This window comes from Streptomyces sp. NPDC001922 (assembly GCF_042891165.1).
Classification (GTDB): domain Bacteria; phylum Actinomycetota; class Actinomycetes; order Streptomycetales; family Streptomycetaceae; genus Streptomyces.
Genome location: NZ_JBIASV010000014.1, coordinates 120,132 through 147,126, shown reverse-complemented (window position 1 = coordinate 147,126; position 26,995 = coordinate 120,132). Strand labels below are relative to the sequence as shown.

Here is a 26,995-nt window from a genome sequence, read left to right as displayed (position 1 = left end):
CGCACCGCTCGCGGGGAGCGCCGGCTCTCGGTGGCGGGGGAAAGTGCTCACGGTCGACTGGCCGGCCCGGCGACTGACCACTGACCTGCCCCGCGGCTCCGTGCTCAGGCCCGAGGCTCCGCGCTCGGGCTCGTCGTCGCGGGCGGCCGGGGACGGCAGAACGTCCGGCCACGCCGACTGGGCCGAACCCCGGATCATCTGCGCCTGACCCGGGGCTCAGCACGACTCCGGCCGCACTGCTGCCGGAGCGGGTCTCACATCACCGGGGATGTGAGGCCCGCTCCGGTGCGTCGTCACCCCGTCTGCCGCACACGAAACGTCTTCGCCGTCGATCAGGCCCTGACGGCGCCGACACGGCTCATGGGCGACTCGCCAGGCCGGTGTTCCCTCCTGTCCGGGCCGTGGCGCCCGGCCCCAGCGGGCGCAGGGTGAGGGTGTAGTCGTAGGCCCGGTCGGCCTTCACCCGGTACTGGTCGCGGACCGGGTTGGGAGTGTCGCCCACGCCGCTGACGGCATGGTCGGCGTGCAGCGTGTTCCAGCCGTTGTTGCGCTTGAGGAAGTGCGGATGGGCGGCGCGGTCGAGCCGGTCGTACGCGGTCGCGGACGCCTCGAGGTCACCGGAGACCAGCAGCCCCTGGCCGCGGCGGTCGGTGAGCGACGCCCAGCGCACGTCGTCGTGGTTGCCGTGGTCCTGTGGCTTGAGATATTCCACGTACTGGTCCTCGACGGAGGAGGACCACACGCCCATGGGGGTGCCGTCCTTCCGGTCGTTGAAACTCTCGACCGGACCGCGGCCGTACCACCCGAAGGTGCCGTACCGCTGGGGCACCCGGAGCTTGAGCCCGATCCGCGGCAGATAGGGCAGCTTGCGGAACGCGCCCTGCGCCTCGGCCCGGTGGCGGATCCGTACCTGGCCCGCGCCGTCGATCCGGTAGGTCACGGTCTGGCCGAACGTCGCGCCGGTGACATCGGGCGCGGCGGCGGTGGAGCGCACGGTCACGCTGACCGTGCCGTCGTCACCGGGTGTCACCTGCACGCCGTCCACGGTGGTGCGCAGCCGGTCCAGGCCCAGGGCGCTCCACTTCTTGCCTTCGGCGGTGCCCCAGTCCCATCGCTCATTGCTGATCGGGGCGCGCCACGCGTCCAGTTCGGGACCGGAGCGCAGCAGTTCCCGGCCGTCCGCGCGCATCGAGGTGAGGGTGCCGACCTTCCTGTCGAAGGTGTACCGGAAGCCCTCGCCGGTGACGCGTACGGTGTCGCCGCTCTCGGTGGCCTTCGCGGAACCGCCGTCGGGCCGGCCTGCGGGCTCGGGCACCTTGTCGCCACCGACCGTGAACTGGCCGAAGGAGACCACATGCCCGGCCTCGGCCCAGTCGGTCGTGCGGGCGGTGACGGCCTGCACCGTGAGGTGGCGTTCGAAACCGCCGGGGCCGGCGGGCGGTTCCGGTAGCTGGATCGTCTCGTCGGCTCCGGGGCCGACGTCCAAGGCGCGGGTGCCGCTCGCGACGGTGGTGGCGCCTTCGGTCACCTTCCAGCGCAGCTTCAGGTCCTCGGTGCCGGTGAAGGCGCGCTCGTTGGTGACGGTGACCTTGCCCGAGCGGGCCCCGTCACCGGCGGGCTCGGTGATCCGAATGGGCGACTGCACCCAGGAGAGCTGGGCGGTCTCGGGTTCCGGCGTTCGGTCGGCGGTGACCAGACCGTCCACGCCGGACTCGTAGAGGCCGTAGGAGAGGTAGCTGCCCCGGTGAGCGAATGCGTCGAAGTCCAGGGCGATCAGGGCTTCACGCGCGGGGTCCTCGCCGGCGGCGAGTCGGTCCGCCCCGAGTGCCGTGCCGTAGACGCGGACCTGGTCGACGGTGCCCTGGGCGGTGCGTCCGTTCCAGCCGTCCTCCATGGTGTCGGTGTTGCGGCCGATGCCGAGGTCGTAGGGGGTGTAGTCGATACGGCCGCTCCACGCGGTCCCGGCGAGCTGTTGGCCGTCGGAGTACAGGCGGAGGGCGGTGCCGTCATAGGTGCCGGTCACGCGGTGCCAGGTGTCGGTCCAGCCACCGGGGACGCGAGCGGTGACGGTGCGGGGCCCGCCCCGGCTGGTGAGGGTGAATTCCAGGGTCTCCTTGTCCTTCATCCGCAGCACGTACTGGTCGCCCTTGCTGACGATGGTGAAGTCGCCGGTCCACGTCTTGGCGGGCTTGACCCGGGCGTCGAGGGTCACGGCAGTGCCGGTCAGATCCAGACGGGGATCGCGGTAGACCTCGACGAAGTCGTCCAGACCGGACAGGTACAGTGCCTTGCCGCTCGCGCCGTCGACGACCTCGGGCTTGCCGGACAGACTCGCGGCGATGCCGTGGCCGGAGGAGTCGGGGGTCGTGATCAGCGGGCGCCGGATGTTCTGCTCGGCCCAGTCCCAGATGAAGCCGCCCTGGGCGCGCGGCCGGGACCGCATGACCTCCCAGAACTCCCGGAAGTTGCCCAGGCTGTTGCCCATGGCGTGGGCGTACTCGCCCATGACGATGGGCTTGTCGAAGCTCTTGGCCTTGGAATCCAGGGAGGCGGGTGTCGGGTAGCGGGGTCCGGCGACGTCGGCGAACGGCGCGTCGCCGTCGGGCCGGTTGGACTGGTGGTAGAGCGGCCGGGTGGGCTCCCGCTTCTTCGTCCATTCGGCCATGGCGACATGAGCCCGGCCCAGCCCGGCTTCGTTGCCGGTGTCCCACATGATGACGCTGGGGTGGTTCTTGTCGCGCTCCACCATGCCCTGGTGGCGGTCGAGGAACGCCTTCCGCCATTCGGGCCGATCGGCCAGGCAGTCGTTGGGGCAGCTCTCGTGGCTGTGGGTCTCGACCTCCATCTCGTCGTCGATCAATATGCCCGCGCGGTCGGCGAGTTCGTAGAGATACGGGTCCGATGGGTAGTGCGAGGTGCGGATGGCGTTGACGTTCAGCCGCTTCATCAGCCGGATGTCCTGCTCCATCCGGGCGCGGGTGGCATGCCGTCCGGTGACCGGGTCCGTCTCGGCGCGGTTGACGCCACGGATCAGGACGCGTTTGCCGTTGAGCTTCAGCAGCTTGTCCTTGATCTCGATCTCCCGGAAGCCGACGCTCTGGCGGACGGTCTGGACCGCCTCGCCGCCAGGGGCGCGCAGGGTGAGCACCAGCGCGTAGAGGTTCGGCGTCTCGTCGGACCACTTGGCGGGACCGGTGATCCTCGCGCTCAGATCAGCCTTGCCATGGTGCTCATCGGCGCTCAGCCGCCGTATCTCGCGCCCCTCGGGGTCGTAGAGGACGCCGGTGACCCGGTGCTCTCCGCCGCCGGTGTCGCCCGGGGTGCGCGCGATGTCCACCTGGGCCCGCAGGGTGGCGTCCTGGTAGTCGTCGTCGAGGTCGGTGGTGACATACGCGTCCTGCATCCGCGTGGTGGGCGTGGAGTACAGGGTCACGGAACGGAAGATGCCCGCGAAGCGCCACTGGTCGTAGTCCTCCAGATAGGACCCGGCGCTCCAGCGGTGCACCTGGAGGGCGACCCGGTTGCTGCCCGGGTGCAGATACTCGGTCACATCGAACTCGGCGGGCACATAGCCGCCCTGGTCGTAGCCGACGTACCGGCCGTTGATCCACAGGAACCAGCCCGAGGTGACGCCGTCGAAGCGGATCACCTGACGGCGGCCGTCCCAGCTCTTCGGCACGTCGACGGTCCGGACGTACGCCCCGGTGGGGTTGGTGTCGCGCGGCACCTTCGGCGGGTCGTCGGGGGACACCTCGCTCTGGACGTTGCGGAACACGGGGTGGTCGAGGTCGTCGGTCTGCCAGGTGTGGGGGACCTGGACGCTCTTCCAGCCGGAGGTGTCGTGGTCCTTCTCCCAGAAGCCCCGTGGTACATCCTCCGGACGGTCGCCCAGCGCGAACCGCCACCGGCCGTCGAGGCTGCGCTGCCACGTCCCGCGGTCGGGGCCGTCCGGCTGGAGCCGGGCGTGCGGCGGTTCCTGTCCCTCCTCGGTGCGCTCGGGGTCCTCGAGGTAGCTGTTCACATCGGCGGGGAACCCGCCCGTGTCCGCCGCCCGGCCGGCTGCGGTGTCCGCCGCCGTGAGGCCGAGTCCGACGGCGGTGGTCATCGCGAGTATCACCGCGAGCAACCGTCGGACCGGGGTGCCGGCTCCTGTGCGTCTGTCGTTCCGCGTGCTCAACCGAACCTCACCTCACACATTCGAATGAAATGCAACAGAAGTGAACGGTTCCGAACCGTATTGAGGGTCCGGGGAGGCGTCAACGGTTCTCACAGACCTCGGTGTTGACGCGGTGACGGGCAGGAGCGTTCACCGGAGTGACGATCAGGCGCCGGGCGGCAGCCGGTTGGCCGCGAGCCCGCCGGCGTGCCTGGAGGCCCCTGTTGCCGCTGCAGCATCGTTGCGTCGTCGCCGTTCCTCCTGGCTGAGCGCGTGCGCGACCGAGACGGCGGTGCGCAGCTCCGGCCGGCGGCCGGGACCGGCCAGCCCGAGGTGGTACAGGTGCAGCTCCTTGGCCCCAGCCGCGCTGAGGGCACTGACATAGGACCCGATATCGGGAATCGGCTGGGCCCCGGCCACGCTGACGTAGCTGCCGACCGCGACGTGCTCGGGCAGCGCGGCGCGGGCCGCGGCGACGGTCTCGGCGCCGTGCTCGGGCGCCCAGCCTGAGAAGACGATGGCGTCGGCATCCGCCACAGCGCATGGGGTGAGGCCGGGCAGGGCGCCCGTGGCCCATGGATCGAGAGCCCCGTGCAGGACGATCCGGGTTCCCCGGGGGACGGCGGAAAGGACCTCGGCGCGCAGGGCGTCGGTGGCACACTGCCGGGTGGCCAGCAGGGCCTCGCACAGAGCCGGCGGCAGTCCGTCGTCGGAGAGGATGAGATCACCGGTGGCGATCAACCGGCCCACCTCGGTGCGGAGCAGGTTACGGACCCTCTCCGGCGCGAGGCCGCTGTCGGCCCAGCCCGAAGCGCACGCGGTACAACAGCAGACGGAGAGAAGGCGCGCCACCGAAGGTGCCCAGACGGCCTCGGTCTTCTCGTGCTGGTGCTGGTGCACGGCTCCGAGCGGACCACAGGCCTCCAGGATCACCGAGGAGAGATCCAGTTCGTGCACCGCCTCGGCGGTCAGCGTGGCGGCGTACTCCCGGACTGCGGGCTGTGCGGGGCACAGCGCCCACGGATACGTCTCACCGAAGCAGTTCCGCACGGCGACATCCGGCTGTGCCAGTCCCAGGGCGGAGTTGTGGGTGAGGACGATCCAGGCGGCGGCCGGGATCCCCGCAGTATTGAGCGCCCGGACGGCATCGCCCGCACTGTCCTCCCGTGCCACCCAGTCCGGTGGTGAGGGCCGTAGTGGCCTTCCCCGCCAGGCGCCCTCGCGCACGGGCCGGTACAGCGCCGCTCGGCGGGCGAGGACCGCCGCGTGCCGCGTCGACCACGGAGTCGCCGCGCGGGTGCTGTGGTAGGCCACCGCCACCGCTACCTCGTCGAGTCCCAACGTCCTTACTCGGCGCAGGAATTCCGGGTCGTCGAGCAGGTCCCAGGGGTAGGCGTACCCGGTCGTCTTCACCGAGTCACCACCGCGCCGTATGGGGCGTGAAGTCCTCGACGTACTGCCGCATGTATGCCGAGTCGTTCCGCGTCGTCAGTCCGCAGCGTACGTAGTTCTCGTGCAGCCGGGCCAGAGCGTCCTCGTCGATCTCGACGCCCAGGCCGGGGCCGTCCGGTACGGCGACGGCACCCTCGCGGAACTCCAGTGCGCCCGGCACGATGACGTCCTCGTTCTTCCACGGCCAGTGCGTGTCGCAGGCGTAGGTCAGCTGCGGGGTCGCCGAGGCGACGTGCACCATCGCCGCCAGGCTGATGCCGAGATGGCTGTTGGAGTGCATGGACAGCCCGACGCCGAAACTCTCGCAGGTGACCGACAGCGCCCTGGTGTCGCGCAATCCGCCCCAGAAGTGATGGTCCGAGAGCAGCACGCCGATCGCGCGGGCCCGGAAGGCCGCTTCGATGCCCCCGAGATCGACCACGCACATGTTCGTCGCCAGCGGGACCGGTGTCCGTGCGGCGACCTGCGCCATGCCCTCGACGCCGGGTGTCGGATCCTCCAGGTACTCCAGTACGTCCTGGAGCTCATCCGCGACACGGACGGCGGTACCCGGTGTCCACGCGGCGTTCGGATCGATCCGTAGGGGAAGCCCGCCGAAGGCATCGGCCAGAGCATGGATCCCCTCGATCTCCTGGGCGGGATCGAACACACCACCCTTCAGCTTGAGGGAGCGGAAACCGTATGCGCCGACCATGCGCCGTGCCGAGCGGACCAGCGCCTCCGGGGTGAGAACCGGTCCCCAGGAGTCCTCCCGGGCGCCTTTGTGGGCCCCGAACTTGTAGAACAGGTACGCGGAGAACTCCACGGCGTCACGCGCCCTGCCGCCGAGCAGGTCGACCACGGGACGGCCGACGGCGCGACCCTGCGCGTCCAGGCAGGCCACCTCGAACAGCGAGTAGACGCTGGCCACGGTCTTGCGCATCGAGTACCCGCCGATCAGCCCGTGCTCGTCGGACAGCACGGTGCCGGCCAGCTCCTCCACGACCAGCCGCCGGAGTCCGGGAAGGTCGAACACGTCGTGGCCGGACAGCCGGGGCAGGACCGTGCGCACCTGGTCGAGGAAGGCCCGGTCACCGTAGGACTCGCCGAGGCCGACCACACCGTCCTCGCACTTCATCTGAACGATGCCGCGCAGCGCGAACGGTTCGTGCACCCCCATGACGTTGAGCAGTGGAGGATCAGCGAACGCGACGGGTGTGAGAACAACTTCCCTGATCCTCATCGGCCCAGCGCCTTCAGCACGGTGTGGCCATCCGCCACGATCTTCTCCAGACGTCCGATCTGCTCGGCGGTGGGTTCGGCCAGCGGCGGCCGGACCGGTCCGACCCTGTCACCGCGCAGCCGGGCGGCGGCCTTCACCAGGGAGACGGCGAAGCCGGGCGTCTCGTCGCGCAGCGCCACCAGCGGCAGATAGAACCCGCTCAGCAGCGCGTCCATGGCCACGGTGTCGCCGTTCGCGAGGGCGCGGTGAAAGCGGTGCGCGATCTCGGGGGCGAAGCAGTGCACCGCCGAGGAGTAGCGCGGGACACCGAGGGAGGCATAGGCCCTGGCCGATACCTCCGCGGTCGGCAGCCCGTTGAAGAAGAGGAATTCCTCGGCTCGCCGGGTGCCCACCGACCGCGTACGGGTGACGATCCGGGAGATCAGCTCAATGTCTCCGCAGCCGTCCTTGAGACCCACGACGGAAGGGATGCCGAGGAGCGAGATCGCGGCCGACGGGGTGAACACACCGGTGGCGCGGTGATAGACGATGACCGGGAGCTGCGTGTCGCCGACGGCGTAGCGGACGAAGTCGACCAGCCCGGACGGCGGTCCCGACACCAGGTAGGGCGGCAGCAGGAGCACGCCGTCGGCACCTTGCTCCTGGGCCAGGGCGACACCTGCCCGGGCCGCGGCGACACCGCCGCCGGCGCCCACCCAGACGGGGACGCGGCCGCCGACCGCCTGCTGCGCCCTCGCGAGCACTGCGGCGTGCTCGTCCAGGGAGAGCGAGCTGAACTCTCCTGTGCCGCAGGCGACGAACAGCGCACCGGCGCCCGCTTCGACGTGCCGTTCCACGGTGGCCGCCAGCGCGTCGAGGTCCACTTCGAGGCTCTCGGTGAACGGGGTCAGGGGGAAGGCGAGAAGACCGTCGAGGGTGCTCTTCGTCGGGTGTTCCATGGAGCCGTCCTTCGGTCCGGGGTGGGCTCTGCCGATGGCGGGAGGCAAGGGGGCGGGGTCATACACGCGCTGTCGCGTCATCACTCGCATCCGGTGGCACAGGCTTGTCCGCGCCGGTCCTCGGGGCCGCCGGGCCCTTCGTTCCCTTGGCTGCTTTCGGGGTCCTCGGCTCTTTCCCGTCCGGCTTGCCGATGGTCTCGAGGAGGTCGTCAACGGCGTCCGTGCGTTCGGGGGCGAGGAGTCCGAGGCCGGTGTAGAGGGCGAGGGAGACGAGGACTGGCGTGGCGATCAGCCAGGTCTGGCCGGCGCCCCACAGGTAGGAGACGAGCGCATATGCGATCAGTCCACTCGCCCACGAGGTCAGCGCCGCGCGGGCACCGCAGCGGCGGAACCAGGGCAGCATGCCGAGCAGCAGCGGAATGGAGATCGGACCCATCAGCGCCGCGACCCAGTTGACAACGATCTTCAGGACACCACCGAGGTTCTCGGCCTGCGTCGCCACCGCCATGGTCAGCAGCACGAAGATCACGGTGGTGACACGGGCCGCCTTCAGCCCCTGGGAGTCGGTCCACGCGCGGGCCTTGCGGCTCATCACCGGCATCATGTCGCGCGTGAAGACGGCCGCGATGGCGTTGGCGTCGGAGGACACCATCGCCATGGTGTGCGAGAAGATCCCGGCGAGGACGAGGCCGACCAGACCGGGCGGCAGGAACGTCTCCGTCATGACGGCGTAGACGTTCTCGGGCTTACCGGGGTCCGGTATCAACAGCGGCGCGGCGAACATCGGGAACATCAGGACCATCGGCCAGAACAGGTAGAGCAGCGAGGAGAGCACCGCGCCCCGCCTCGCCTCATGGGTGCTGGGGGCGGCCATGTATCGCTGCGCCAGATTCCACATTCCGCCGTTGTATTCGAGTGTCTTGACCAGGACGTAGACGAGAAGGAAGACCGTCGTGTACGTGGGCGTCGTCGGATGGCGGTGGCCGGCGGGAAGGTCGGCCCACATGGTCCACAGTCCTTCGACGCCGCCGAGCTTGCCGAGGGTGACAACGATCATCACGATCGCCGCGACGGCCTGGATGACGAACTGCCCCAGCTCGGTGAGGGCATCGGCCCACAGGCCGCCGACGGTGCAGTAGGAGAGGGTCACCAGGCCGGTGATGAGGATGCCGAGGTTGTAGTCGACCCCGGTGAACACGTGCAGGAGGGTGGCCACGGCGAACCACTTCGCCGCGATGTCGAAGATCTTCAGCGCACTGCCGCTCCAGGCCATCGCCTGCTGAGTGGGCACGTTGTAGCGCCTGGCCAGGTATTCGAGTGGTGAGGCGACGCCGATCCGGGACCGCAGCCGGTTCCAGCGGGGCGCGAACACCGGACTGCCGATCCCGACTCCGATGCCGATGGTGGCGAACGCCCAGAAGTAGACCGTGATTCCCGACGTATACGCGACCGAGGCGTACGCGACGAAGAGCACCGCGCTGTAACCGGACATGTGGTGGGAGATCCCCGCCAGCCACCAGGGCATCCGGCCCCCGGCCGTGAAGAAGTCCTTGACGTCACCGACGCGCCGGTGCGACCACCAGCCGATCAGGACCATCACCCCGAAGTACCCGCCCAGCACTGCCCAGTCCAGTCCGTGCACCACTGACTCCTTCGTCTTGCTGAAGCTGTCCTCAGCCGTGTGGTTCCGTCACGTCCCGTTGTTCACATATGAGGAAGTGGTCTATAGGGTGAACGCATTCTTCTATGAGAACTGCGTTCACGGACGCTAGCCTTACCCGTTGGCGACGTCAACGGCCGGGAAAACACCGAGTGTTGAGGAGTCGAGATGCCGAGCAAGGCCGAGCGGACAGGAGATTCGGCTGTGCCGAGGGCGGTTGACCAGGGGATGCCTGCCGCAGGCACCCCGGTGCCAGGGGCAGGCGGTGGTTCAGGCGGGGTCAAGTCGGCTCGACGGACGATGGAGCTCATCGAGGCGTTCGCCCGCACCAATGTCTGGCTGTCGCCGTCCGACCTGCACCAGCACATGGGATTCCCGCGTTCCAGCCTGCACGCGTTGCTGCACACGCTGCTCGAGGCCGGCTGGCTCGAACTGGACGCGGCCTCGAACCGGTACCGGCTCGGGGTTCGGGCGCTGATCTGCGGTACGGCGTATCTGGACCGCGACCCGGTGGTCCCGTACGCAACCGAGGAGCTGGAGAAGATCCGTGGCGAGACCGGCTGGACCACCCACTTCGCCCGGCGCAACGGAGCGGAGGTGGTCTACCTGGAGACCCGCGAGGCCAAGCGTTCCACCCATCTGATCTCGCGCGTCGGCCGTACCCTTCCGGCGCACGCCACCGCACTGGGCAAGGCTCTGCTCGCCGAGCTGACCCAGGAGGAGATGGCGCAGTTGCTGCCCCCGAAGCTGCCCGCGCTCACCGCACACACGATCACCGACCACGAGGAGTTGTACGAGGCATGCGCGCTGTCCCGGGAACGTGGATACGCGGCAGAGGTGGAGGAGGGCACCGAGGGAGTCCGGTGTGTCGCCGCGGTGATCCCGTACCGCATCCCCGGCACGGACGCGATCAGCTGCTCCATGCCCACCGCGCAGGCCACCGACGCCGAAGCCGCTCGTGTCGGTGAGCTCCTCGCCGAAACCGCCGACGCCCTCGGCCGGAAGCTGCGCAGGGCCGGCATCCGGTGACGCCTTCCGTACGCCCGCCACGTGACGGTCGGCGGGCCCGGGCTCAGCCGTCGGAGCGGAGGGCCTGCCGGATGTCGCGGTCGTTGTGACCAGGCCACCCGCGGTCCTCGGACCGCCTCACATTCTTGGGGATCACCATGATGCGTGAACGTGTGCTCATCACCGGATCGGCAGGGGGCATCGGCACCCAGATACGCCCTCGGCTGCGGCGCCCCGGACGGGTGTTGCGGCTGCTGGACATCGGTCCGCAGCAGGCGCCCGGGGCGGACGAGGCCGTGGAGTTGGTGACGGCCTCCGTCACCGACCGCGTGGCGATGGAGCAGGCCTGTGCGGGGGCCGACGCTCTGATCCACCTGGGCGGGCACAGCCGGGAGAACTCCTGGGAGGCAACCGTCGACGTGAACATCAAGGGAACCCACACGGTGCTCGAAGCGGCCCGGGTGGCCCGCGTCCGCCGGGTGATCCTCGCCTCCAGCAACCACGCCGTCGGCTTCCGCCGCAACGACGAGGGAGGGGAAGCCGGGCTGCCCGCCGACTCCACCCCCCGCCCCGACACGTACTACGGGGTGAGCAAGGCGGCGATCGAGGCGCTGGGCAGCCTCTACCACTCGCGGTTCGGGATGGACGTCATCGTCATCCGGATCGGGTCCTGCTTCCCGACGCCGCTGCCGCTGGGTCCACGCGGCCTGGCCACATGGCTGTCGCCCGACGACTGCGCCCGGCTGCTCGAGGCCTGTCTGAGCGCACCGTCCCCCGGCTACCGGCTGATCTGGGGAGTCTCCGACAACATGCGGCGGATCTACTCTCTCACCGAAGCCGAAGCGCTCGGCTACCGAGCCGCCGACAACGCCGAGGTCTACGCTGCGCGAATGGAGTCCGCACCGGCTCCCACCGGTCCGGCGGCCGAGTACGTCGGCGGGCCATTCTGCACCGCTCCTCTCGGGGTCTCCAACCCGCTGTGACCCGGTCCGGCAAAGGCTGCTGTCTGCTCCTGGATCTCAGCGGGTGCGGGGATGACCACGGCGGTCCTTGTTTCTTGTGCCCGAGGGGTTACAGGACGGGACATGGCCCGCTAACTTCCTTGCACTGAACACATCGTGCCGCTGTGGTCGGCTCACGACGGCACGACGGCACGACGGCACGACGGCACGACGGCACGACGGCACGACGGCACGACGGCACGACGCCGGCGGTCACACCCTCCGCACCGGTGGACCTGCTATGCCAAGGCGACCAGCGACGGACTCCACCCTCGGAGCAGTGGTTTCGACCGGTGACCCACAGGCCCGGAGCTCCGCGGGCCCGCTGCGTCAGGCAACCTTCCGACGCCCGGTCCGCCCGGTCCGCCCGTCGGAACTCCGTCGCTCTGGTCGCTCCCCCCACTCATCACCTCCGCGGAAGTGAGTCCTGAGATGACACAACCCCCTTCTCGCCGACGGGTACTGGGCACCATGGCAGGAAGCGCGCTGGTCCCGTTGACCGGCGGTGCCACGGCCGACGCCCGTCCGGCACACTCATCAGCCGCCGTCGTGACCTACGCGGCACCGCAGCCTCGTACCCGGTTCGATCTCAACACCGGCTGGAGGTTCACCAAGGGCGATGTCAGCGGCGCCCACGCACCCGGGTTCGACGACTCCGCCTGGGCCCCCGTCAGTACTCCGCACACCTGGAACGCCGAAGACGGAGCGGACGGCGGCAGCAACTACTACCGCGGCGTCTGCTGGTACCGCCGCCACGACACACTCCCGGCCGCACTGGCCGAGAAGATGTTGTTCCTACAGTTCGCCGGTGCCAACCAGGTCGCCGAGGTCTGGGTCAACGGCACCTGTCTGGGCCGGCACGAGGGCGGCTACTCCCGGTTCCGGTTCGACGCCACCCGGGCGTTACTCCCCGGCAAGGACAACGTCATCGCCGTCAGGGTGACCAACGCCCATGAACGCGACATCGCCCCCTTGAGCGGGGACTTCTGCTTTTCCGGCGGCATCTATCGCAACGTCAGCCTCTGGGCCGTGGACAAGCTCCAGATACGCATGCTCGACCACGCGGGGCCCGGAGTCTATCTGCGGCAGTCGGACGTGACCTCCACGTCGGCGCAGGTCACGGTGACGACCAAGCTGTGGAACAACAACAGCACCGGCAGATCGGTGGTCGTGCGCACCGTGATCACCGACGCGGCCGGGACCGTTGTCGTAGACGAGCGCAGCGATGCGCACCTCGTCGCGGCGCAAGCCGGATCCGAGATCACGCAGAACGTCCCCATCGCCGAGCCGCATCTGTGGAACGGTACGTCGGACCCCCATCTCTACCGCGCGAGCGTCGAGATCCACGACACCACCGGGGCCGACGACAAGGTCACGGACGTGGTGACCGAGAAGCTCGGCCTGCGCAGCATCGCCGTCGACGCCGATGCCGGCTTCTTCCTCAACGGCGAACACCTGAGTCTGCACGGCGTCAACCTGCACCAGGACCGGGCCCGGAAGGGATGGGCGGTCGACGACGCCGACCACGCCCAGGACTTCGACCTCATCGAGGAGATCGGCGCCACCGCCGTGCGCATGGCGCACTACCAGCACGACCAGAAGGCCTACCACCTCGCCGATGAGCGCGGCCTGGTCGTCTGGGCGGAGATCCCTCTCGTGGACACCATCACCGAATCGTCCGCCTTCACCGCCGGCACCGAGCGCCAGCTCATCGAGCTGATCCGGCAGAACTACAACCACCCGTCGATCGCCTTCTGGGGCATTGGCAACGAGCAGCGCAGCGACAACGGCGCCACCAACGCGCTGCTCGACGCGCTCGCCGGGATCGTCGAGACCGAGGACCCGGAGCGGATCTCGACCTACGCCGTGGCAGGCGGCGGCGACCCGGCACTGGCGCGGCACACGCAGACGACCGGACACAACGTGTACTACGGCTGGTACACCGGCTCCAAGGACGGGGACCTGGGCCGCTGGGCCGATGACCGGCACGCGGATGCCCCCGACCGCAAGATCGCCGTCTCCGAGTACGGCGCTGGCGCCAACACCACCCAGCACGCCCTGAACCCGGCCAAGCCCGACCCCGGCGGCGCCTTCCACCCGGAGGAGTACCAGGCCCTGTACCACGAGGCGGCGTGGAAGCAGCTCGCCTCCCGGCCGTACATCTGGGGGACGTTCGTGTGGAACATGTTCGACTTTGCCTCGGACCGGCGAAACGAGGGAGGCCGGCCGGGGATCAACGACAAGGGCCTGGTCACGCGCGACCGCAAAGTCCGCAAGGACGCCTTCTACTGGTACAAGGCCAACTGGGCGGCCTCTCCCACCCTCTACATCACCAGCCGTCGCTGGTCCCGACGCAACGATGTCACAACGGAGGTGAAGGTCTACTCCAACGCCGACCGCGTCACCGCCACACTCAACGGCCGGTCGCTCGGCACCAGGAGCAGCGGCGATCACATCTTCATCTGGCCCGACGTGACCCTCGAGCAGGGTGAGAACGAGGTGGCCGTCACCGCCACGATCGATAGCGAGGTGCATACCGACACCGTCATCTGGACTCTCGCCCATGGCGCAGCTGGTGGGGCAGCGTCTCGGTAGGTCAGGTCGCTCCTATAGGACGCCATGGCCGGCGCTGCCACACGCCAGCGGTCTTCTCGTAGCGGGTACGACGCCTCGTCACTGTTCATCTCGGTTGATGCACCGTTCGGCGGCTTTACATTGCTTTGCAGGCCTCGCGACCGTCCCGGTGCGCTGCTGGCGTCCTGTGCAGAGCGGCGGCGCCGGCCGTGCTCCTGATGCCCAGTCGCCCCAGCGCTCACTGAACGTCACCCGGTAGCCGCTGAGCGGAACATGAATCCGGTGCACCTCGTCGGTACTCGGAACGTTCCGGAAATCCAGCATTCACACCCCTGGCGGTTGCTTCGTATATCGCATACGTTCTTCTTCAACTCGAACGGGCGTCGTGTTTCGGCCAAGGGCTGCCTGCCTCGTCGCCGTGCGGAGGACACACGCCGTCCTGCGGCCGGGCTCGACGACGGCCCGCGACCGCTGTCCGCGGGGCGTGACGCGGCGTGCGGCGACGGTCCGCGCTGCTCGTTCGAGCACGTACCCGCCATGCGGACGCCCGGCGGAGCGGGACCTGGCCAGAGCCGACCGCTCCGCCCGCGTTCCGCCACCCCCACTGCACGAGGAGCGATGACCATGTCACCCCACAACCCCCTGCCACGCAGAACCCTGCTGCGTGGCGCCGTCGCGGCAGGAGCCGGAGCGGCAGCGTGGTCGCTGCTCGACCAGCCCAGCGCAACCGGCGCGCCTGGCGTCGACTCGGGCAGCTACACCATCCGCTTCGACAAGGGCCGCAGGCAGACCATCTGGGGGCTGGGCTTCGAGATCCAGTCGGACTCCATCGGCTCCGGCAACAAGGGCATGCCCGATGTGGCCAGCGGCGTTCCTTATGACCTGACGGAAAGTGAGCGCGACCGCTTCTACCAGCAGTTGCTCAAGGGCGGCAACGACCGTGGATTCCGCTACTGCCGACTGGCCATGGGGCTCTACCACCGGGGCCTGGACTCCACGAAGAAGCACATGGTCGACCGTTACAAGGGTCAGACCGCGCTGCTGGCGGACATGATCAAGCAATCCGGCGTCGAGGGCGTGGCCGCAGAGTACTGGTCGCCCGCCCCCGGCTGGAAGACCAACAAGTCCTACATCGGCGGCAGGCTCGCCTCGTTCTCCCCTGAGGCCCTGGACGCTCTCGGCGACGCCATGGTGGGCGACCTGAAGTACCTCACCGACCGGGGCGTGCCGATCTCCATGTGGGGCTTGCAGAACGAACCTCGCTACAAAACCAAGTACTCCTCCTGCCAGTACACGCCCGACCAGTATCTGAAGACCTTCAAGGCGGTCGCTCCCAAGATCCGGAAGCAGTATCCGGAGGTGATCGTCCATGCGGACAGCCAGGACGGCTGGGGCGGCAGGATCGGCAAGGCGCTCAAAGCCGATCCGGATGCACTCCGCCACGTGGACGCCTGGACCTATCACCGGCTGGACAAGGGGTACCACAACAGTAACCGGCAGATCACAGAGGACTTCAGCTCCGGCAGGGCCGGCAAGCCGGTTTTCTGCAACGAGTTCGAGTACCTGCACGGGGGGACCACGGACTGGCGGACGATCAACACGGCGCAGTCGATCATGAATTGGATGACCTTCCACAACTCTCCCACCTGGTTCTGGCTGCACGCACTCAAGCCCACTCAGAACTCCGAGTCCGACGGCTACTCACTCGGTTTCTGGCGGCCGCCGAACGCCAGGAACCCGGACCGCTTCAAGCACCTCAAGGAGCGCCACTGGGAGTTCAACCCACGGAACTGGAACGCGGTGGCCGGCTTCCTTCGGTACATGCCATGGGACTCTGTCCGCTATCACGTCGACGAGCCCAAGCGTGCCAACGGCAAGCCGTATACCGAGCACCGGATCATGGCCTGGCGCACCCCCCATGACAAGCCGGTCTTCGTCGTCACCAACCGGTCGGAGAAGGACGCGTTCACCTGCACCATCGACACCCAGACCAAGGGGGAGTTCCATGGCCACCGGTACGGTCCGTCGACGCACGACAAGAGCGTCGGCTCCAAGGCCGGACCGAAGCTCACCCTGACTCTGCCCCCGCTGTCCATCGAGTTCTGGACAGCGGGCTGAGGCGGATGCCGCCGACAACCACCTGACCGGTACCCGCTTCCCCGGTCATGCTGCCGTTTGACCTCGACCACGTCCAGGAGCGGGTCGGGTCGTCTCCCACCGACCGCGAGCGGCTCGTCTGCGCTCGCGGTCGGTGCGGCGCTCCGGCCGTCGTGCAGGGCTTTGGGCCGGCGGTGCCGCCATCGTGTGGTGGGCCCGCAATCCACACATACCGCTGCGGCGGGCATCGGGGCAATCAAGGGGATGCGTCGACGGGCCGGTCAGGGTTGAGTGCTGTCGTGAACTGCTTCCCATGCGGGGGAAATGCGGAAAGTGTTCCGCCCTTTCAGGTGGTGCGTAGGGATGGAGTGTTGAGTCAGGGGAAGACTGTTTCCTCCGCTTATCGGGACCCTCCCTCCGCGGTGGCGGGACTGGCGGCGTGGACGGGGCGCCACGCAGAGGCAAAGTAATCGCAAAGAGGCGGGACGCCCGGTGTGCGACGCGGTCGTGAAGGCGACCGGGAAGGCGGCCGGACCCAGTCCTGCGGGTCGGCGCGGCAGTTCCGGAGGTCTGATGGCACACCTGCGTCGGCCGCCTCAGGCGGCCGCCGAACCCGTGGAGGAGTCCCGTTGAACAAGACGTACCTGTTCCCCCCGGCCAAGAGACGGCGGGGGACGCATCCGCCGCGGCCGTGACGCCGATGCCGACTCAATTGCTTCCCATGGTCAAGGCGTATCCGCCGCATGGTTCTCTCGCCCCATCCCCATGGATGAGGTCTGAGTAACGTCCTGCCGGGTCCCCGGCGGGAGATTTCGTGCCGGAATCTGCTCCGAGGGGTGGACGGGTCATGCGGCCGGAAAGGGCTGCTCATCCCTGCCATGGCGTCACCATGAATTGCGCCCTCAATTCAGCTGTGCCTCTGTGCGGGATGTCACGCGAATTCGCCCGTGAAGCCGCTTGGTTGACCACCCATAGTTTTCTGGAAAACCTTGCGGCGCCACTCCGGTCCGGGGTAGACAGTGACCCACCCCAACGGCATCGGATTCGTCGGACGGGGTTCCATTTCTTTTCTCGGCATCGGTAATACGTGTATGCCGAAAACCACAATCCCCACGGAGGAAGTGTGAGACGAGCAGGCATACTTATCGGCCTGTCGGCGGTTGCCGCGGGCATCGGGGTCGCCCCGGGTATGGGCGCCACCCAGCAGCCCGTGCAGCGCTCGGCCGACTACATCGTCGTCCTCAAGGACTCGGGGGCAGCCAAGGGCGCCACCACCGACCCCACCGCAGTCACCGACGGCATGAACGGCGTGAACCTGGGCTCGGTCTACCGCTCCACCGTCCAAGGATTCTCGGCGGAACTCACCCCACAGGCCGTGCACTCGCTGCGCGCCGACTCCTCGGTCGCCTATGTCGAGCGCGACGGCACCGGACGCAAGGCCGGTGAGGAACACACCCGGACGGAAGCCTTCAAGGCGAGAGGCCAGCAGCTCCCCAACGGTGTCAGGCGCGTCATGGCCACCGAGAACAAGGCGCTCAAGGTCGGTGACGGTGTCGACCAGCGGGTCGACGTGGACGTGGCCGTCCTGGACACCGGGATCGACAAGGACCACCCGGACCTCAATGTCGTCCGCTCGGTCAACTGCAGCGGTGTGGACAAGTGCGAGGACAACTCCGGTGCCGACGGTGACGGCCACGGCAGCAATGTCGCCGGCATCATCGGCGAACTCGACAACAAGATCGGCTACACCGGCGTCGCCCCGGGCGCGCGACTGTGGTCGATCAAGATGCTCAACGATGAGGGCTCAGGCAAGTCATCAGAGCTCGTCGCGGCTCTCGACTGGGTGACGGCACACTCCGGCGAGATCGAGGTCGCCAACATCAGCGCGGGTTATGACGACAGCTCCAAGGCGGTCAAGGACGCGGTCGACCGTGCCATCGCCAAGGGCATCGTGGTCGTGGTGTCCGCGGGCAACGAACGCAAGGACGTCAAGGACGCCAAATATCACACCCCGGCCGACGTCCCCGACGCCATCACCGTCTCCGCGATCAGCGACGGCGACGGAAAGGCCGGCGGTAAGGGCGAGTTCAGCTGGTGCAACAAGAAGAACAAGAACCAGGACGATTCGCTCTGGATCGACCACGTCAACGGAGGCGGCAGTGACTTCGGGCGTGGTGTGGACATCGCCGCCCCGGGCGACTGCATCCAGTCCAGCTTCAAGGGCGGCGAGTACTCCAACTACAGCGGTACCTCCCAGGCCGCCCCGCATGTGGCCGGCGCTGCCGCCTGGCTTGCCAGCGGCGACAACAAGCCGAAGAACCGGGCCGATGTGATGGCCATCCGCGACACGATCCTCAAGGCCGGAAACCTCGGCTGGTCCGACAACTCCAAGGACGGCGTCAAGGAACGCCTGCTCGACCTGCACAGCAGCTCGGTCTTCAAGGGGACCTTGACCAAGTAGCGCGCCCGCGCTCACCGGTCCCCGCTCGTCCCGGCACAGAGGGCCCCTTTTCCAGCGGCTCCCTGTGTCCCCCGCGCCGCAGGGCGATCCCACCCATTTGTCTGATCGCCCTCACGAAGGACGGCGCTCCCTCGCGGTGCCCATCGCTGCACCATGCCCCGGCGCGATCGGCTCCGTGTTCCTCCTGACGCGGGGCGGCGGCCCCATCCCGCCGCCCCGTTCACGCCCTGGCCGTGTCCGCACGGCCCCCCAGAAGGAGTTCATGTGACAGGCACTCACTCCGGCACCACCAACCCCCGCAAGCGCGTCCGGCGCATCGCGATCCTGGCGGCCTCCGCGGCCATGGTCGTGGCCGGCGTCGAAGGCTTCGCCAGCGCCAGCCCCGACCGGACGCCCCGAGACGCGTCGCCCAAGCCATCGGCATCCCCGGCACAGCAGCGCGTCATGGAGTTGAAGGCCGCGCAGTCCGATGCCGTCGCCGAGGCGAAGGGGCTCGGCCTCGGCACCAAGGAGAAGCTGATCGTCCGCGATGTCGTCAAAGCCACGGACGGCACCGTCCACACCCGGTACGAGCGCACCTACGGCGGACTGCCGGTGCTCGGCGGCGACCTGGTGGTGCATGAGAAGAAGGGGGCGGAGCGCGGCGTCACCAAGGCCACCGAGGCCCGCATATCCGTCGCCTCGCTCGATGCCGCCGAGCCCGCTTCGGGCGCGAGGAAGCAGGCGCTGGCGGCCCTCAAGGGGGAGGACGGGTCCCGGGCCAGTGCCGAATCGCCGCGCAAGGTCATCTGGGCCGGCGACGGAAAGCCTGTCCTCGCCTGGGAGACCGTCGTCACCGGCACCCGGAAGGACGGCACGCCCAGCGCGCTGCACGTCATCACCGACGCCGCCACCGGTAAGCAACTGGCGAGCAACGAGACCATCCATACCGGCACCGGAACCGGCGACTACAACGGCAAGGTGGACCTCAACACCAGCAAGAGCGGCGGCTCCTACACCCTCACCGACAGCGCCCACGGCGGACACAAGACCAACGACGCCAAGAACAGTGAATCCGAGACCGCGCCCGGCGAGCTGTTCACCGACCCCGACGACACCTGGGGCGGCGGCCGTCAGAGCGCGGCCGTGGACGCGGCCTACGGCCACGCCAAGACCTGGGACTTCTACAAGAACACCCTGAAGCGCAACGGCATCAAGAACGACGGCAAGGCCGCGTTCAGCCGGGTCCACGTCGGCAACAACTACGACAACGCCTACTGGAACGACGGGTGCTTCTGCATGTCCTACGGGGACGGCAAAGACGGGAAGTCCCCGCTGACCTCGCTCGACGTCGCGGGCCACGAACTCAGCCATGGAGTCACCTCCGCCACCGCCGGGCTCGAGTACCGCGGTGAGTCCGGCGGTCTCAACGAAGCCACCAGCGACATCTTCGGCACGGCAGTGGAGTTCACCGCCAACAACGCCAAGGACCGGCCCGACTACCTGATGGGCGAGCTGATCGATCTCCGCGGCGACGGAAAGCCACTGCGCTATATGGACCAGCCGAGCAAGGACGGCCGGTCCCAGGACTACTGGGACCAGCAGACCGGCGGACTCGACCCGCACCTCTCCTCCGGCGTCGGCAACCACTTCTTCTACCTGCTCAGCGAGGGCAGCGGCGCCAAGACCATCAACGGCGTCAAGTACAACAGCCCCACCAAGGACGGCTCCAAGGTCACCGGCATCGGCCGCAACAAGGCCGTCCAGATCTGGTACAAGGCGCTGACCGAGCAGTTCACCTCGACCACCACCTACGCCGAAGCCCGCGAGGGCACCGTCAAGGCGGCCGGCGAGCTGTACGGCGCCGGCGGCACGGAGGCCAAGGCCGTCGAGGCCGCGTGGACCGCCGTCGACGTCAAGTGACCCCGCCGGCGTAAGGACCTTCGGGACCTCGCGCCGCCCTCACCCCCGAGACCGACGGGGCCGTACCGGCGGCAACCGGTACGGCCCCGTCTTCCTGTGCGTGGCACTCCGCCGCCCCGGAACGCACCGGCCGGTCTTCGCGCAGCGCCGTGAACAGCCTTCGGGCCTTCTCCGCGTCCCACCTCACCGCACTCCCTTGGACGTGGGCACCCCCACGGCCGACACCGGCCATGTGAGAGCGATGCTTCCGCCGCTGCCGACGGCCCGGAGCAGGGCGGTGAGGTCAACCGTCAGCCGGCCCCATCTCCGTGTCCACCACCTGGGCGTCCAGCACCGCGCCGAGCACCGGACGGAGAGTCGCCGGGCTGAGCAGCACCTCCGGGAGTGGCGACCCGCCCGGCCGGCGCCGGGAGAAGCTTCCGCTGCTTTCCGGTGCGCCTCGGATCGCCCCCGCCTCCTGGTGGCGCCGGCGGACGGGGACGAGCGCCTGGGCACCGTCGAGGTGGTGACAGCCCTTGCGCAGGTCCACCCCCGAGTCGCGGTCCCGGATGTGCCGGTCCACACACATCCGTACGCCGCCGACCCCGTCCACCACGTCCACGAGGCCACGGAAGCCGATCTCCCCGTAGTGGTCGATCCGCAGCCCGGTGGCGCGCTCGACAGTACGGGCCGGCAGTTCGGGTCCGCCGTAGGCGCAGGCTGCCCCTCTACTCGTGAGAAGCCCTCGACACGCTCAGCGGTCCCGTGTCCGGCGACGCTCCGGGAAGGTGACGCCGGCCCACCGGGGAGCCGGACTCGTGAGCGGGAGGTGAGCCGAGCCGCTGTCCGGCCAGGCCGGAGCGGTGCATCCGGCGCCACTGGAGCCCGAAGCCCATCAGTCCGGTGACCACCGACTGGAACACCACCAGATACAACAACTGCCGGTAGACGACCATCTGCAACGGCACCACCCACAGTTCCGTCAGCCGCTCGCCCTCCAGCCGGAGCGCGTATCCGGTGAGCGCCATCTGGAGGGCGACAAAGGCCAGCAGCACACCGATGGTCCACGCCAGGTCGTAGCAGAACAACCCGTAGACGGCGAAGACATCGACGAGCGGGGCGAGCAGCGGCAACAGCACCTGGAAGACGCCGACATAAGTCAGCGCGCGACGGGCGAAGCGCCCGGACGAACCGACATCGGTGACAGCCCAGCGGTGCTTCCACATGGCCTGAAGAGTGCCGTAGCACCAGCGGTAGCGCTGCCGCCACAGCTGACCGAGGGACTGCGGCACCTCGGTCCAGGCGACGGCGTGCTCCTCGTGGACCACCCGCCACCCGGCCCGCCACAGGGCCATGGTGAGGTCGGTGTCCTCGGCGAGGGTGTCCTCACTGATCCCGCCCACGCCCATCAGAGCCTCCAGGCGGGAGGCACCGATGGCGCCGGGCACGGTCGGCATGCACTCCAGCACCTCGAACATCCGCACATCGAGATTGCAGCCGACGACGTACTCGAGGTGCTGCCATCTGCCCAGCAGGCCGCTGCGGTTGGCTACTTTGATGTTGCCGCTGACCGCGCCGATCGCGGGGTGGGCGAGTGGCTGGATGAGCCGCTCTATCGCATCCGGCTCGAAGACGGTGTCCCCGTCGACCATCACCACGATGCCATAACGGGCGTGACACAAACCGGTGTTGAGAGCGGCGGCCTTGCCCGCGTTGGCCTGGCGGATCAGGGTGACCCGGGGGTCGCGGATCGACGCCACGACCTCCGCCGTGCGGTCCGTCGACCCGTCATCGATCACGATGATCTGCAACGCGGTGTGGGTGGAGGCGAGCAGCGAGCCCACCGTGGCCGCTATGCCCGCCTCTTCGTTGCAGGCGGGAACGAGGACGGTGACCGGGCCTGTGACACGGCGCAACGAGGAGACACCGGGCCGGGGCCGTCCACGTCTGCGGAGGTGCGCCCGGGAGAAGAGGAGGAGCAGCGCCACCCGGATCAGTCCGAGGACGCCCGCGGCACCGAGCACCCAGGTCATCGTGGTGGCGAGGGCGTGTCCCGCGGTGGCGAACCAGACCAGCCAGGTGCCGCGCCAGCGTGCGGTGACCGATGCCGGCTCGTTGGCCGGGAGCTCGCCCACTCCCGCCGTGACGGTGGTGAACTCGTCCACGTCCGGGGCCCGGAGCAGTGCCGCGGTGCGCTGATAGGCCGCCTCGCTCTGGTCCAGCTGTCTGATCGCGCCGCGGGCCGGCCGGCGGTCCGGCCGGTCTGCGGCGACCACCCAGTAGCCGTCGGTGGCGGCGCGGCGGGCGGCACGCCACTCGGCTCCGCACAGGGTGTCCACCGCGGTGGTGCGCGGCATGCGCAGCAGATGGGTCGAGACGCCCGCGGCGCCCTGCAGCGCGGCCCGGGTGAACGACAGCTCCACCCCGGCCCGCAGCGGCGACACGGAGCCCAGGACGGCCCCGGTGTATGTGAACGAGCCGACCTCATGGCCCTCGGTGAGGATGCGCCGCACGAGTGCCGGATGGCGGGCGACCTGGGAGCCGTCGAGGAAGAAGGTGGCGTGCGCGTGGTGTTCGCGCAGCAGGTCCAGCAGGCGTGGGGTCCACACGGGGTCCGGGCCACCGTCGTAGGTGAGCGCCACTGTACGAGGAGATATGGACGTGGACGTGACCGCGTCGCCCTTGATCCTCAGTACCGGTCCGCCGCCGGTGACGGAGGGCGGGGCGGGATGGGCGCAGGGGCGGCGCGCATCGGGGGCGGCGAACACCTGACGGGTGCTCCAACCGTCGAAGAACAGGGCGGTGGCGAACAGCGTGAGGATCACCGTCAGCAGGAACCAGTGGGCCTGTGGCTGCCGCGACTGCGCGTGGCGCCCGGCCATCAGGCCGCTCTTCCGTGAAGGCGCCGGACCGAAGGGCCGTTCACGCACTTTCGACGTGTCGGAACAGTGATCGGGTCACCTCATCCTCGAAGGGAACACACCAGGTGTTCATCACGCGGCTCGCGGCAGGCGGATGTGGGTACTCTCACGCCGGCCGGCTCTCCCATCGGTTGCGGGTGCCATGAGGGAGGACCTTCGAGGCACGCGGACATCCTGCCGCTTTGCCTGCTATTTACCTCGTGGGTGCGGTGTGGCCCGGGACGGCCCCTCCGTAGTGCCTGTCACTCCTCGTGCGTCACGCTCCCGAGCAGGTGCTCGCGCAGCCACCGCTCGGTGGTGGTGACGTGCAGCAGGGCCGCGGCCTGCGCCAGTGGCGCGTCCCGGGCCAGCAGTGCCTCGAAGATCGTTTCGTGCTCGCGCAGTGTCCGCTCGGCGACGTCGTCGTCCACCAGGCCTCGCCAGATCCGGCTGCGCAGGGTGCGGCCGGAGATCCCTTCCAGCAGGGTGGTGAGGGTCTGGTTGCCGGTGGCCGCCAGCACGGCGCGGTGGAAGGCGGCGTCATGCACGTTCAGCTGTTCCGGGTCGTCCTTCCATGCCCGCATCGCATCCAGATGCCGCTCCACTTCCAGCAGTTCGGTGGTGCTGATCCGCTGGGCCGCCACAGCGGTGGCGACCGGTTCGAAGAGCCGTCGCACCTCGGTCAGCTCCAGCAGGGTGTCGCCCTGCAGCAGTTCGACCGCGGCGCCCAGGCCCTCCAGCAGCAGTCCTGGCTCGAGACTGGTCACATAGGTGCCGTCCCCCCGCCGGATCTCCAGTACCCGGGACACCACCAGGGCCTTGACGGCTTCGCGCATCAGGTTTCTGGACAGGCCGAGATCCGCGGCGAGCTGCTGCTCGGAGGGCAGCTTGGCGCCCGGAGCCAGTTCCCCGGAGAGGATGAGCTCCCTGATCCGGGCAATGGCCTTGTCGGTCAATGACATCGCGGCCCCTTGAGGTGTCTGGTGCGGAGAGTGCCGACAAGCCTACTCACGAGTCATCCCATGTCCATGGTCTGTGCAAGGGGATCGGTCGCCAAGGTCGAGTGGTTGCACTGTGCGCCGTGGCCCATTTTGAGCCTTCGAATGACCGAAGGCGACACGAGGTCTGGACAGTCGAGGGGATGTCGCCCAAGAATCCATCCCATGTCGAGGGCCCTTGCGTGCCCCCTGAGGCGACATTCCCGTAGACACGATGTGTCCTGCCCCCCGAAGGGTCGAAGGAATGAACCGGATCACTGTGGTCGAAGCGGCCGACCTCCGTTTCCCCACCTCCCGTGAGCTCGACGGTTCCGACGCCATGAACCCTGAACCGGACTACTCGGCCACCTATGTGACGGTCCGGACCAGCGCCGGCGACGAGGGCTACGGACTGGCGTTCACCGTGGGCCGGGGCAATGAGGTGCAGGTGTCCGCTGTACGGGCGCTGGCCCGGCTGGTGGTCGGGCTGCCGCTCGATGAGGTCCTCGCCGACCTGGGCGCTTTCACCCGGCGGCTGACCGGCGACAGCCAGCTCCGCTGGCTCGGCCCCGAGAAGGGCGTCATCCACATGGCAGCCGCCGCCGTCGTCAATGCGGTGTGGGACCTGTACGGGCGGCGCGAGGGAAAGCCGGTCTGGCGGCTGCTCGCCGAGATGAGTCCCGAACAGCTGGTCGCTCTCGTGGACTTCCGCTACCTGCGGGACGCGCTGACCGAGGACGAGGCACTGAGGATCCTGCGCGATGCCGAGCCCGGTCGCGCCGAGCGGCGGAAACACCTGCGCGAGCACGGCTATCCGGCGTACACCACCACGCCCGGCTGGCTCGGCTACACCGACGAGAAACTCGTGCGGCTGGCCAAGAAGGCCGTGGCGGAGGGCTTCACCCAGCTCAAGTTGAAGGTCGGCGGCGACCCGGCGGACGACCTGCGGCGCCTCCGACTGGTCCGCGAAACGGTCGGCACCGGTGTGCGCATCGCCATCGACGCCAATCAGGTGTGGGGCGTCCCCCGGGCGATCGCCCGGCTGGAGCCGTTCAAGCCCTTCGACCCGTACTGGATCGAGGAGCCCACCTCACCGGACGACATCCTCGGCCATGCCGAGATCCGGCGAGCGATGGCCCCGGTCAAGGTGGCCACCGGCGAGCACTGTCACAACCAGGTGATGGTCAAACAGTTCCTGCAGGCCGGGGCGATCGACATTCTGCAGCTCGACGCCAGCCGGGTTGCCGGCGTCACCGAGAACGTCGCCATCCTCCTGCTTGCCGCCAAGTTCGGCATTCCCGTCTGCCCTCACGCGGGCGGTGTGGGACTGTGCGAGATGGTCCAGCACCTGGCGATGTTCGACTACGTCGCGGTCAGCGGCACCACAGAGGACCGGACGATCGAGTACGTCGACCACCTGCACCGGCATTTCACCGCGCCGGTCCGTATCCGCCGGGGACACTACCTCGCCCCCGAGGAGCCCGGGCTCGGAGCCCGGCTGCACCCCGCGTCGGAGGCCGACCACCGCTACCCCGAAGGGCCTGTCTGGGCCTCGAACGCGGACGGCCGCTCGGCATCGTCCCGCCACTCCTCGATGGAGGGAGCGTGAGACTCAGAGCCCTTCCCGTCGCCGTCGCGGCGGCCGGCCTGCTGCTGAGCTCCTGCGGCGGCACCGGATCCACCGGAGGGGCAACAGCCGCCCCACTCGTCGGAATCGACTACCCGCGCTCCGACACCGACTTCTGGAACTCCTTCAACCGGCACACTTCGAGATCGGCCGAGAAACTCGGCCTCGAACTGAGAACCACCACCTCACAGGACGGCGTCGCCTCGCTCACCGCCAACGTGCAGACGATGATCAGCCAAGGCGTCAAGGGGGTGGTGATGGCCCCCCAGGACACCGCGGCCATTGCACCCGGCCTCAACCGGCTGACGGCCGGAAAGGTCCCCGTGGTCACGGTCGACACTCGTCCGGACAGCGGGAAGGTGTTCATGGTGGTGCGCGCCGACAACCGTGCCTACGGCACCAAGGCCTGCCGGTACCTGGGCACCAAGCTCCGTGGCAGAGGCAAAGTCGTCATGCTGGAGGGAGACCTGTCGTCCATCAACGGTCGTGACCGCACCGAGGCGTTCAACGACTGCATGGCCGAGCACTACCCCCGCATCCGGGTGATCGGCGAGGCCACTCACTGGGATCCCTCCGTCGCTGCGCAGAAGCTTCAGACCGATCTCACCGCCCATCCGGACATCGGCGGTGTCTACATGCAGTCCAGCTTCGCACTCTCCGGAACCCTCCAAGTCCTGCGGCGCAAGGGCCTGCTCCACCCGCCTGCCGACCCGCGTCATGTCTTCGTCGTCTCCAATGACGGCATCGGCGAGGAGCTCAAGGACATCGCCGCCGGCAGGATCGACGCCACCGTCTCGCAACCGGCCGACCAGTACGCCCGGTACGCGCTCTTCTACATCAAGGCGGCGATCGCGGGCCGAACGTTCCGGCCCGGCGCGACCCGCCACCGCAGCAGGATCGTCCAGGTACGCCCCGGGGTACTGGAGGACCAGCTCGAGGCCCCGCTGGTCACCAGAGACGGCGGCACCCACGACGGAGTCACCAGCGTGAAGAGCACCGACCCAGGGCTGTGGGGCAACCACTCCCGCTGACCGCATCCGG

At 68.8% G+C, this 26,995-nt stretch carries 16 protein-coding genes; 8 read left to right on the top strand and 8 right to left on the bottom strand.

The genetic code is table 11. The annotated features are described in order from the left end of the window. Positions 1-358: 358 nt before the first annotated feature. From ACFYYR_RS25520 to ACFYYR_RS25500, 5 genes are all read right to left on the bottom strand, one after another. Entirely contained in the window at positions 359-4,105 is a 3,747-nt protein-coding gene (locus ACFYYR_RS25520) for a glycoside hydrolase family 2 TIM barrel-domain containing protein (RefSeq protein WP_388857942.1), read from the bottom strand. A 216-nt stretch (positions 4,106-4,321) separates the two neighbouring features. Continuing rightward, positions 4,322-5,569 carry a hypothetical protein gene (locus tag ACFYYR_RS25515; protein WP_388857939.1) on the bottom strand — a complete coding sequence of 416 codons (1,248 nt, stop codon included), beginning with the start codon at positions 5,567-5,569 and terminating at the stop codon, positions 4,322-4,324. Between the two features lie 4 nt (positions 5,570-5,573). Continuing rightward, on the bottom strand, positions 5,574-6,830 hold the full coding sequence (locus ACFYYR_RS25510) for an enolase C-terminal domain-like protein (protein WP_388857936.1): 1,257 nt from the start codon (positions 6,828-6,830) through the stop codon (positions 5,574-5,576). Further along, positions 6,827-7,768, bottom strand: coding sequence for a 5-dehydro-4-deoxyglucarate dehydratase (locus ACFYYR_RS25505; RefSeq protein ID WP_388857933.1), 942 nt, complete (start codon positions 7,766-7,768; stop codon positions 6,827-6,829). Before ACFYYR_RS25505 ends, ACFYYR_RS25510 begins: the two co-directional genes overlap by 4 nt. Positions 7,769-7,826: 58 nt before the next feature. After that, complete coding sequence (locus tag ACFYYR_RS25500; RefSeq protein ID WP_388857930.1) at positions 7,827-9,410, bottom strand: sodium:solute symporter family protein; 1,584 nt, start codon at positions 9,408-9,410, stop codon at positions 7,827-7,829. 186 nt (positions 9,411-9,596) lie between these two features. On the opposite strand from ACFYYR_RS25500, the gene ACFYYR_RS25495 reads away from it, so the two are divergent. From ACFYYR_RS25495 to ACFYYR_RS25470, 6 genes are all read left to right on the top strand, one after another. Then, positions 9,597-10,457, top strand: coding sequence for an IclR family transcriptional regulator (locus ACFYYR_RS25495; protein ID WP_388857927.1), 861 nt, complete (start codon positions 9,597-9,599; stop codon positions 10,455-10,457). 137 nt (positions 10,458-10,594) lie between these two features. Beyond that, positions 10,595-11,419 carry an NAD-dependent epimerase/dehydratase family protein gene (locus ACFYYR_RS25490; RefSeq protein ID WP_388857924.1) on the top strand — a complete coding sequence of 275 codons (825 nt, stop codon included), beginning with the start codon at positions 10,595-10,597 and terminating at the stop codon, positions 11,417-11,419. Between the two features lie 489 nt (positions 11,420-11,908). Beyond that, positions 11,909-14,032 (top strand): glycoside hydrolase family 2 TIM barrel-domain containing protein, encoded by a 2,124-nt coding sequence (locus tag ACFYYR_RS25485; protein ID WP_388857921.1) that lies wholly within the window; start codon positions 11,909-11,911, stop codon positions 14,030-14,032. 597 nt (positions 14,033-14,629) lie between these two features. Continuing rightward, positions 14,630-16,129, top strand: coding sequence for a hypothetical protein (locus tag ACFYYR_RS25480; protein ID WP_388857918.1), 1,500 nt, complete (start codon positions 14,630-14,632; stop codon positions 16,127-16,129). Positions 16,130-17,297: 1,168 nt separating this feature from the next. After that, on the top strand, positions 17,298-18,569 hold the full coding sequence (locus tag ACFYYR_RS25475) for a S8 family serine peptidase (protein ID WP_388857915.1): 1,272 nt from the start codon (positions 17,298-17,300) through the stop codon (positions 18,567-18,569). A 342-nt stretch (positions 18,570-18,911) separates the two neighbouring features. Beyond that, positions 18,912-20,471 carry a M4 family metallopeptidase gene (locus ACFYYR_RS25470; protein ID WP_388858191.1) on the top strand — a complete coding sequence of 520 codons (1,560 nt, stop codon included), beginning with the start codon at positions 18,912-18,914 and terminating at the stop codon, positions 20,469-20,471. Between the two features lie 283 nt (positions 20,472-20,754). Here the strand turns inward: ACFYYR_RS25470 and ACFYYR_RS25465 are convergent, their stop codons facing one another. From ACFYYR_RS25465 to ACFYYR_RS25455, 3 genes are all read right to left on the bottom strand, one after another. Continuing rightward, positions 20,755-21,114, bottom strand: coding sequence for an LCP family protein (locus tag ACFYYR_RS25465; RefSeq protein WP_388858188.1), 360 nt, complete (start codon positions 21,112-21,114; stop codon positions 20,755-20,757). A gap of 64 nt (positions 21,115-21,178) precedes the next feature. Further along, positions 21,179-23,332, bottom strand: a complete 2,154-nt coding sequence (locus ACFYYR_RS25460; RefSeq protein WP_388857912.1) for a glycosyltransferase — start codon at positions 23,330-23,332, stop codon at positions 21,179-21,181. Between the two features lie 281 nt (positions 23,333-23,613). After that, positions 23,614-24,312: a FadR/GntR family transcriptional regulator gene (locus ACFYYR_RS25455; RefSeq protein ID WP_388857909.1), complete on the bottom strand. Its 699-nt coding sequence runs from the start codon at positions 24,310-24,312 to the stop codon at positions 23,614-23,616. Positions 24,313-24,592: 280 nt separating this feature from the next. Between ACFYYR_RS25455 and ACFYYR_RS25450 the strand changes: the two genes are divergently transcribed. Continuing rightward, positions 24,593-25,936 carry an enolase C-terminal domain-like protein gene (locus tag ACFYYR_RS25450; protein WP_388857906.1) on the top strand — a complete coding sequence of 448 codons (1,344 nt, stop codon included), beginning with the start codon at positions 24,593-24,595 and terminating at the stop codon, positions 25,934-25,936. Continuing rightward, complete coding sequence (locus ACFYYR_RS25445) at positions 25,933-26,985, top strand: sugar ABC transporter substrate-binding protein (protein ID WP_388857903.1); 1,053 nt, start codon at positions 25,933-25,935, stop codon at positions 26,983-26,985. The genes ACFYYR_RS25450 and ACFYYR_RS25445 overlap by 4 nt, the downstream gene beginning before the upstream one ends. The last annotated feature ends 10 nt before the right edge of the window (positions 26,986-26,995 follow it).

Excerpts from the sequence above, each read along its gene's own strand:
- ACFYYR_RS25520 (WP_388857942.1), bottom strand. The coding sequence starts at position 4,105 with ATGACCACCGCCGTCGGACTCGGCCTCACGGCGGCGGACACCGCAGCC.
- ACFYYR_RS25510 (WP_388857936.1), bottom strand. The coding sequence starts at position 6,830 with ATGAGGATCAGGGAAGTTGTTCTCACACCCGTCGCGTTCGCTGATCCT.
- ACFYYR_RS25505 (WP_388857933.1), bottom strand. The coding sequence starts at position 7,768 with ATGGAACACCCGACGAAGAGCACCCTCGACGGTCTTCTCGCCTTCCCC.
- ACFYYR_RS25495 (WP_388857927.1), top strand. The coding sequence starts at position 9,597 with ATGCCGAGCAAGGCCGAGCGGACAGGAGATTCGGCTGTGCCGAGGGCG.
- ACFYYR_RS25490 (WP_388857924.1), top strand. The coding sequence starts at position 10,595 with ATGATGCGTGAACGTGTGCTCATCACCGGATCGGCAGGGGGCATCGGC.
- ACFYYR_RS25485 (WP_388857921.1), top strand. The coding sequence starts at position 11,909 with ATGGCAGGAAGCGCGCTGGTCCCGTTGACCGGCGGTGCCACGGCCGAC.
- ACFYYR_RS25480 (WP_388857918.1), top strand. The coding sequence starts at position 14,630 with ATGACCATGTCACCCCACAACCCCCTGCCACGCAGAACCCTGCTGCGT.
- ACFYYR_RS25475 (WP_388857915.1), top strand. The coding sequence starts at position 17,298 with ATGGGCGCCACCCAGCAGCCCGTGCAGCGCTCGGCCGACTACATCGTC.
- ACFYYR_RS25470 (WP_388858191.1), top strand. The coding sequence starts at position 18,912 with ATGGTCGTGGCCGGCGTCGAAGGCTTCGCCAGCGCCAGCCCCGACCGG.
- ACFYYR_RS25460 (WP_388857912.1), bottom strand. The coding sequence starts at position 23,332 with ATGGCCGGGCGCCACGCGCAGTCGCGGCAGCCACAGGCCCACTGGTTC.
- ACFYYR_RS25455 (WP_388857909.1), bottom strand. The coding sequence starts at position 24,312 with ATGTCATTGACCGACAAGGCCATTGCCCGGATCAGGGAGCTCATCCTC.
- ACFYYR_RS25450 (WP_388857906.1), top strand. The coding sequence starts at position 24,593 with ATGAACCGGATCACTGTGGTCGAAGCGGCCGACCTCCGTTTCCCCACC.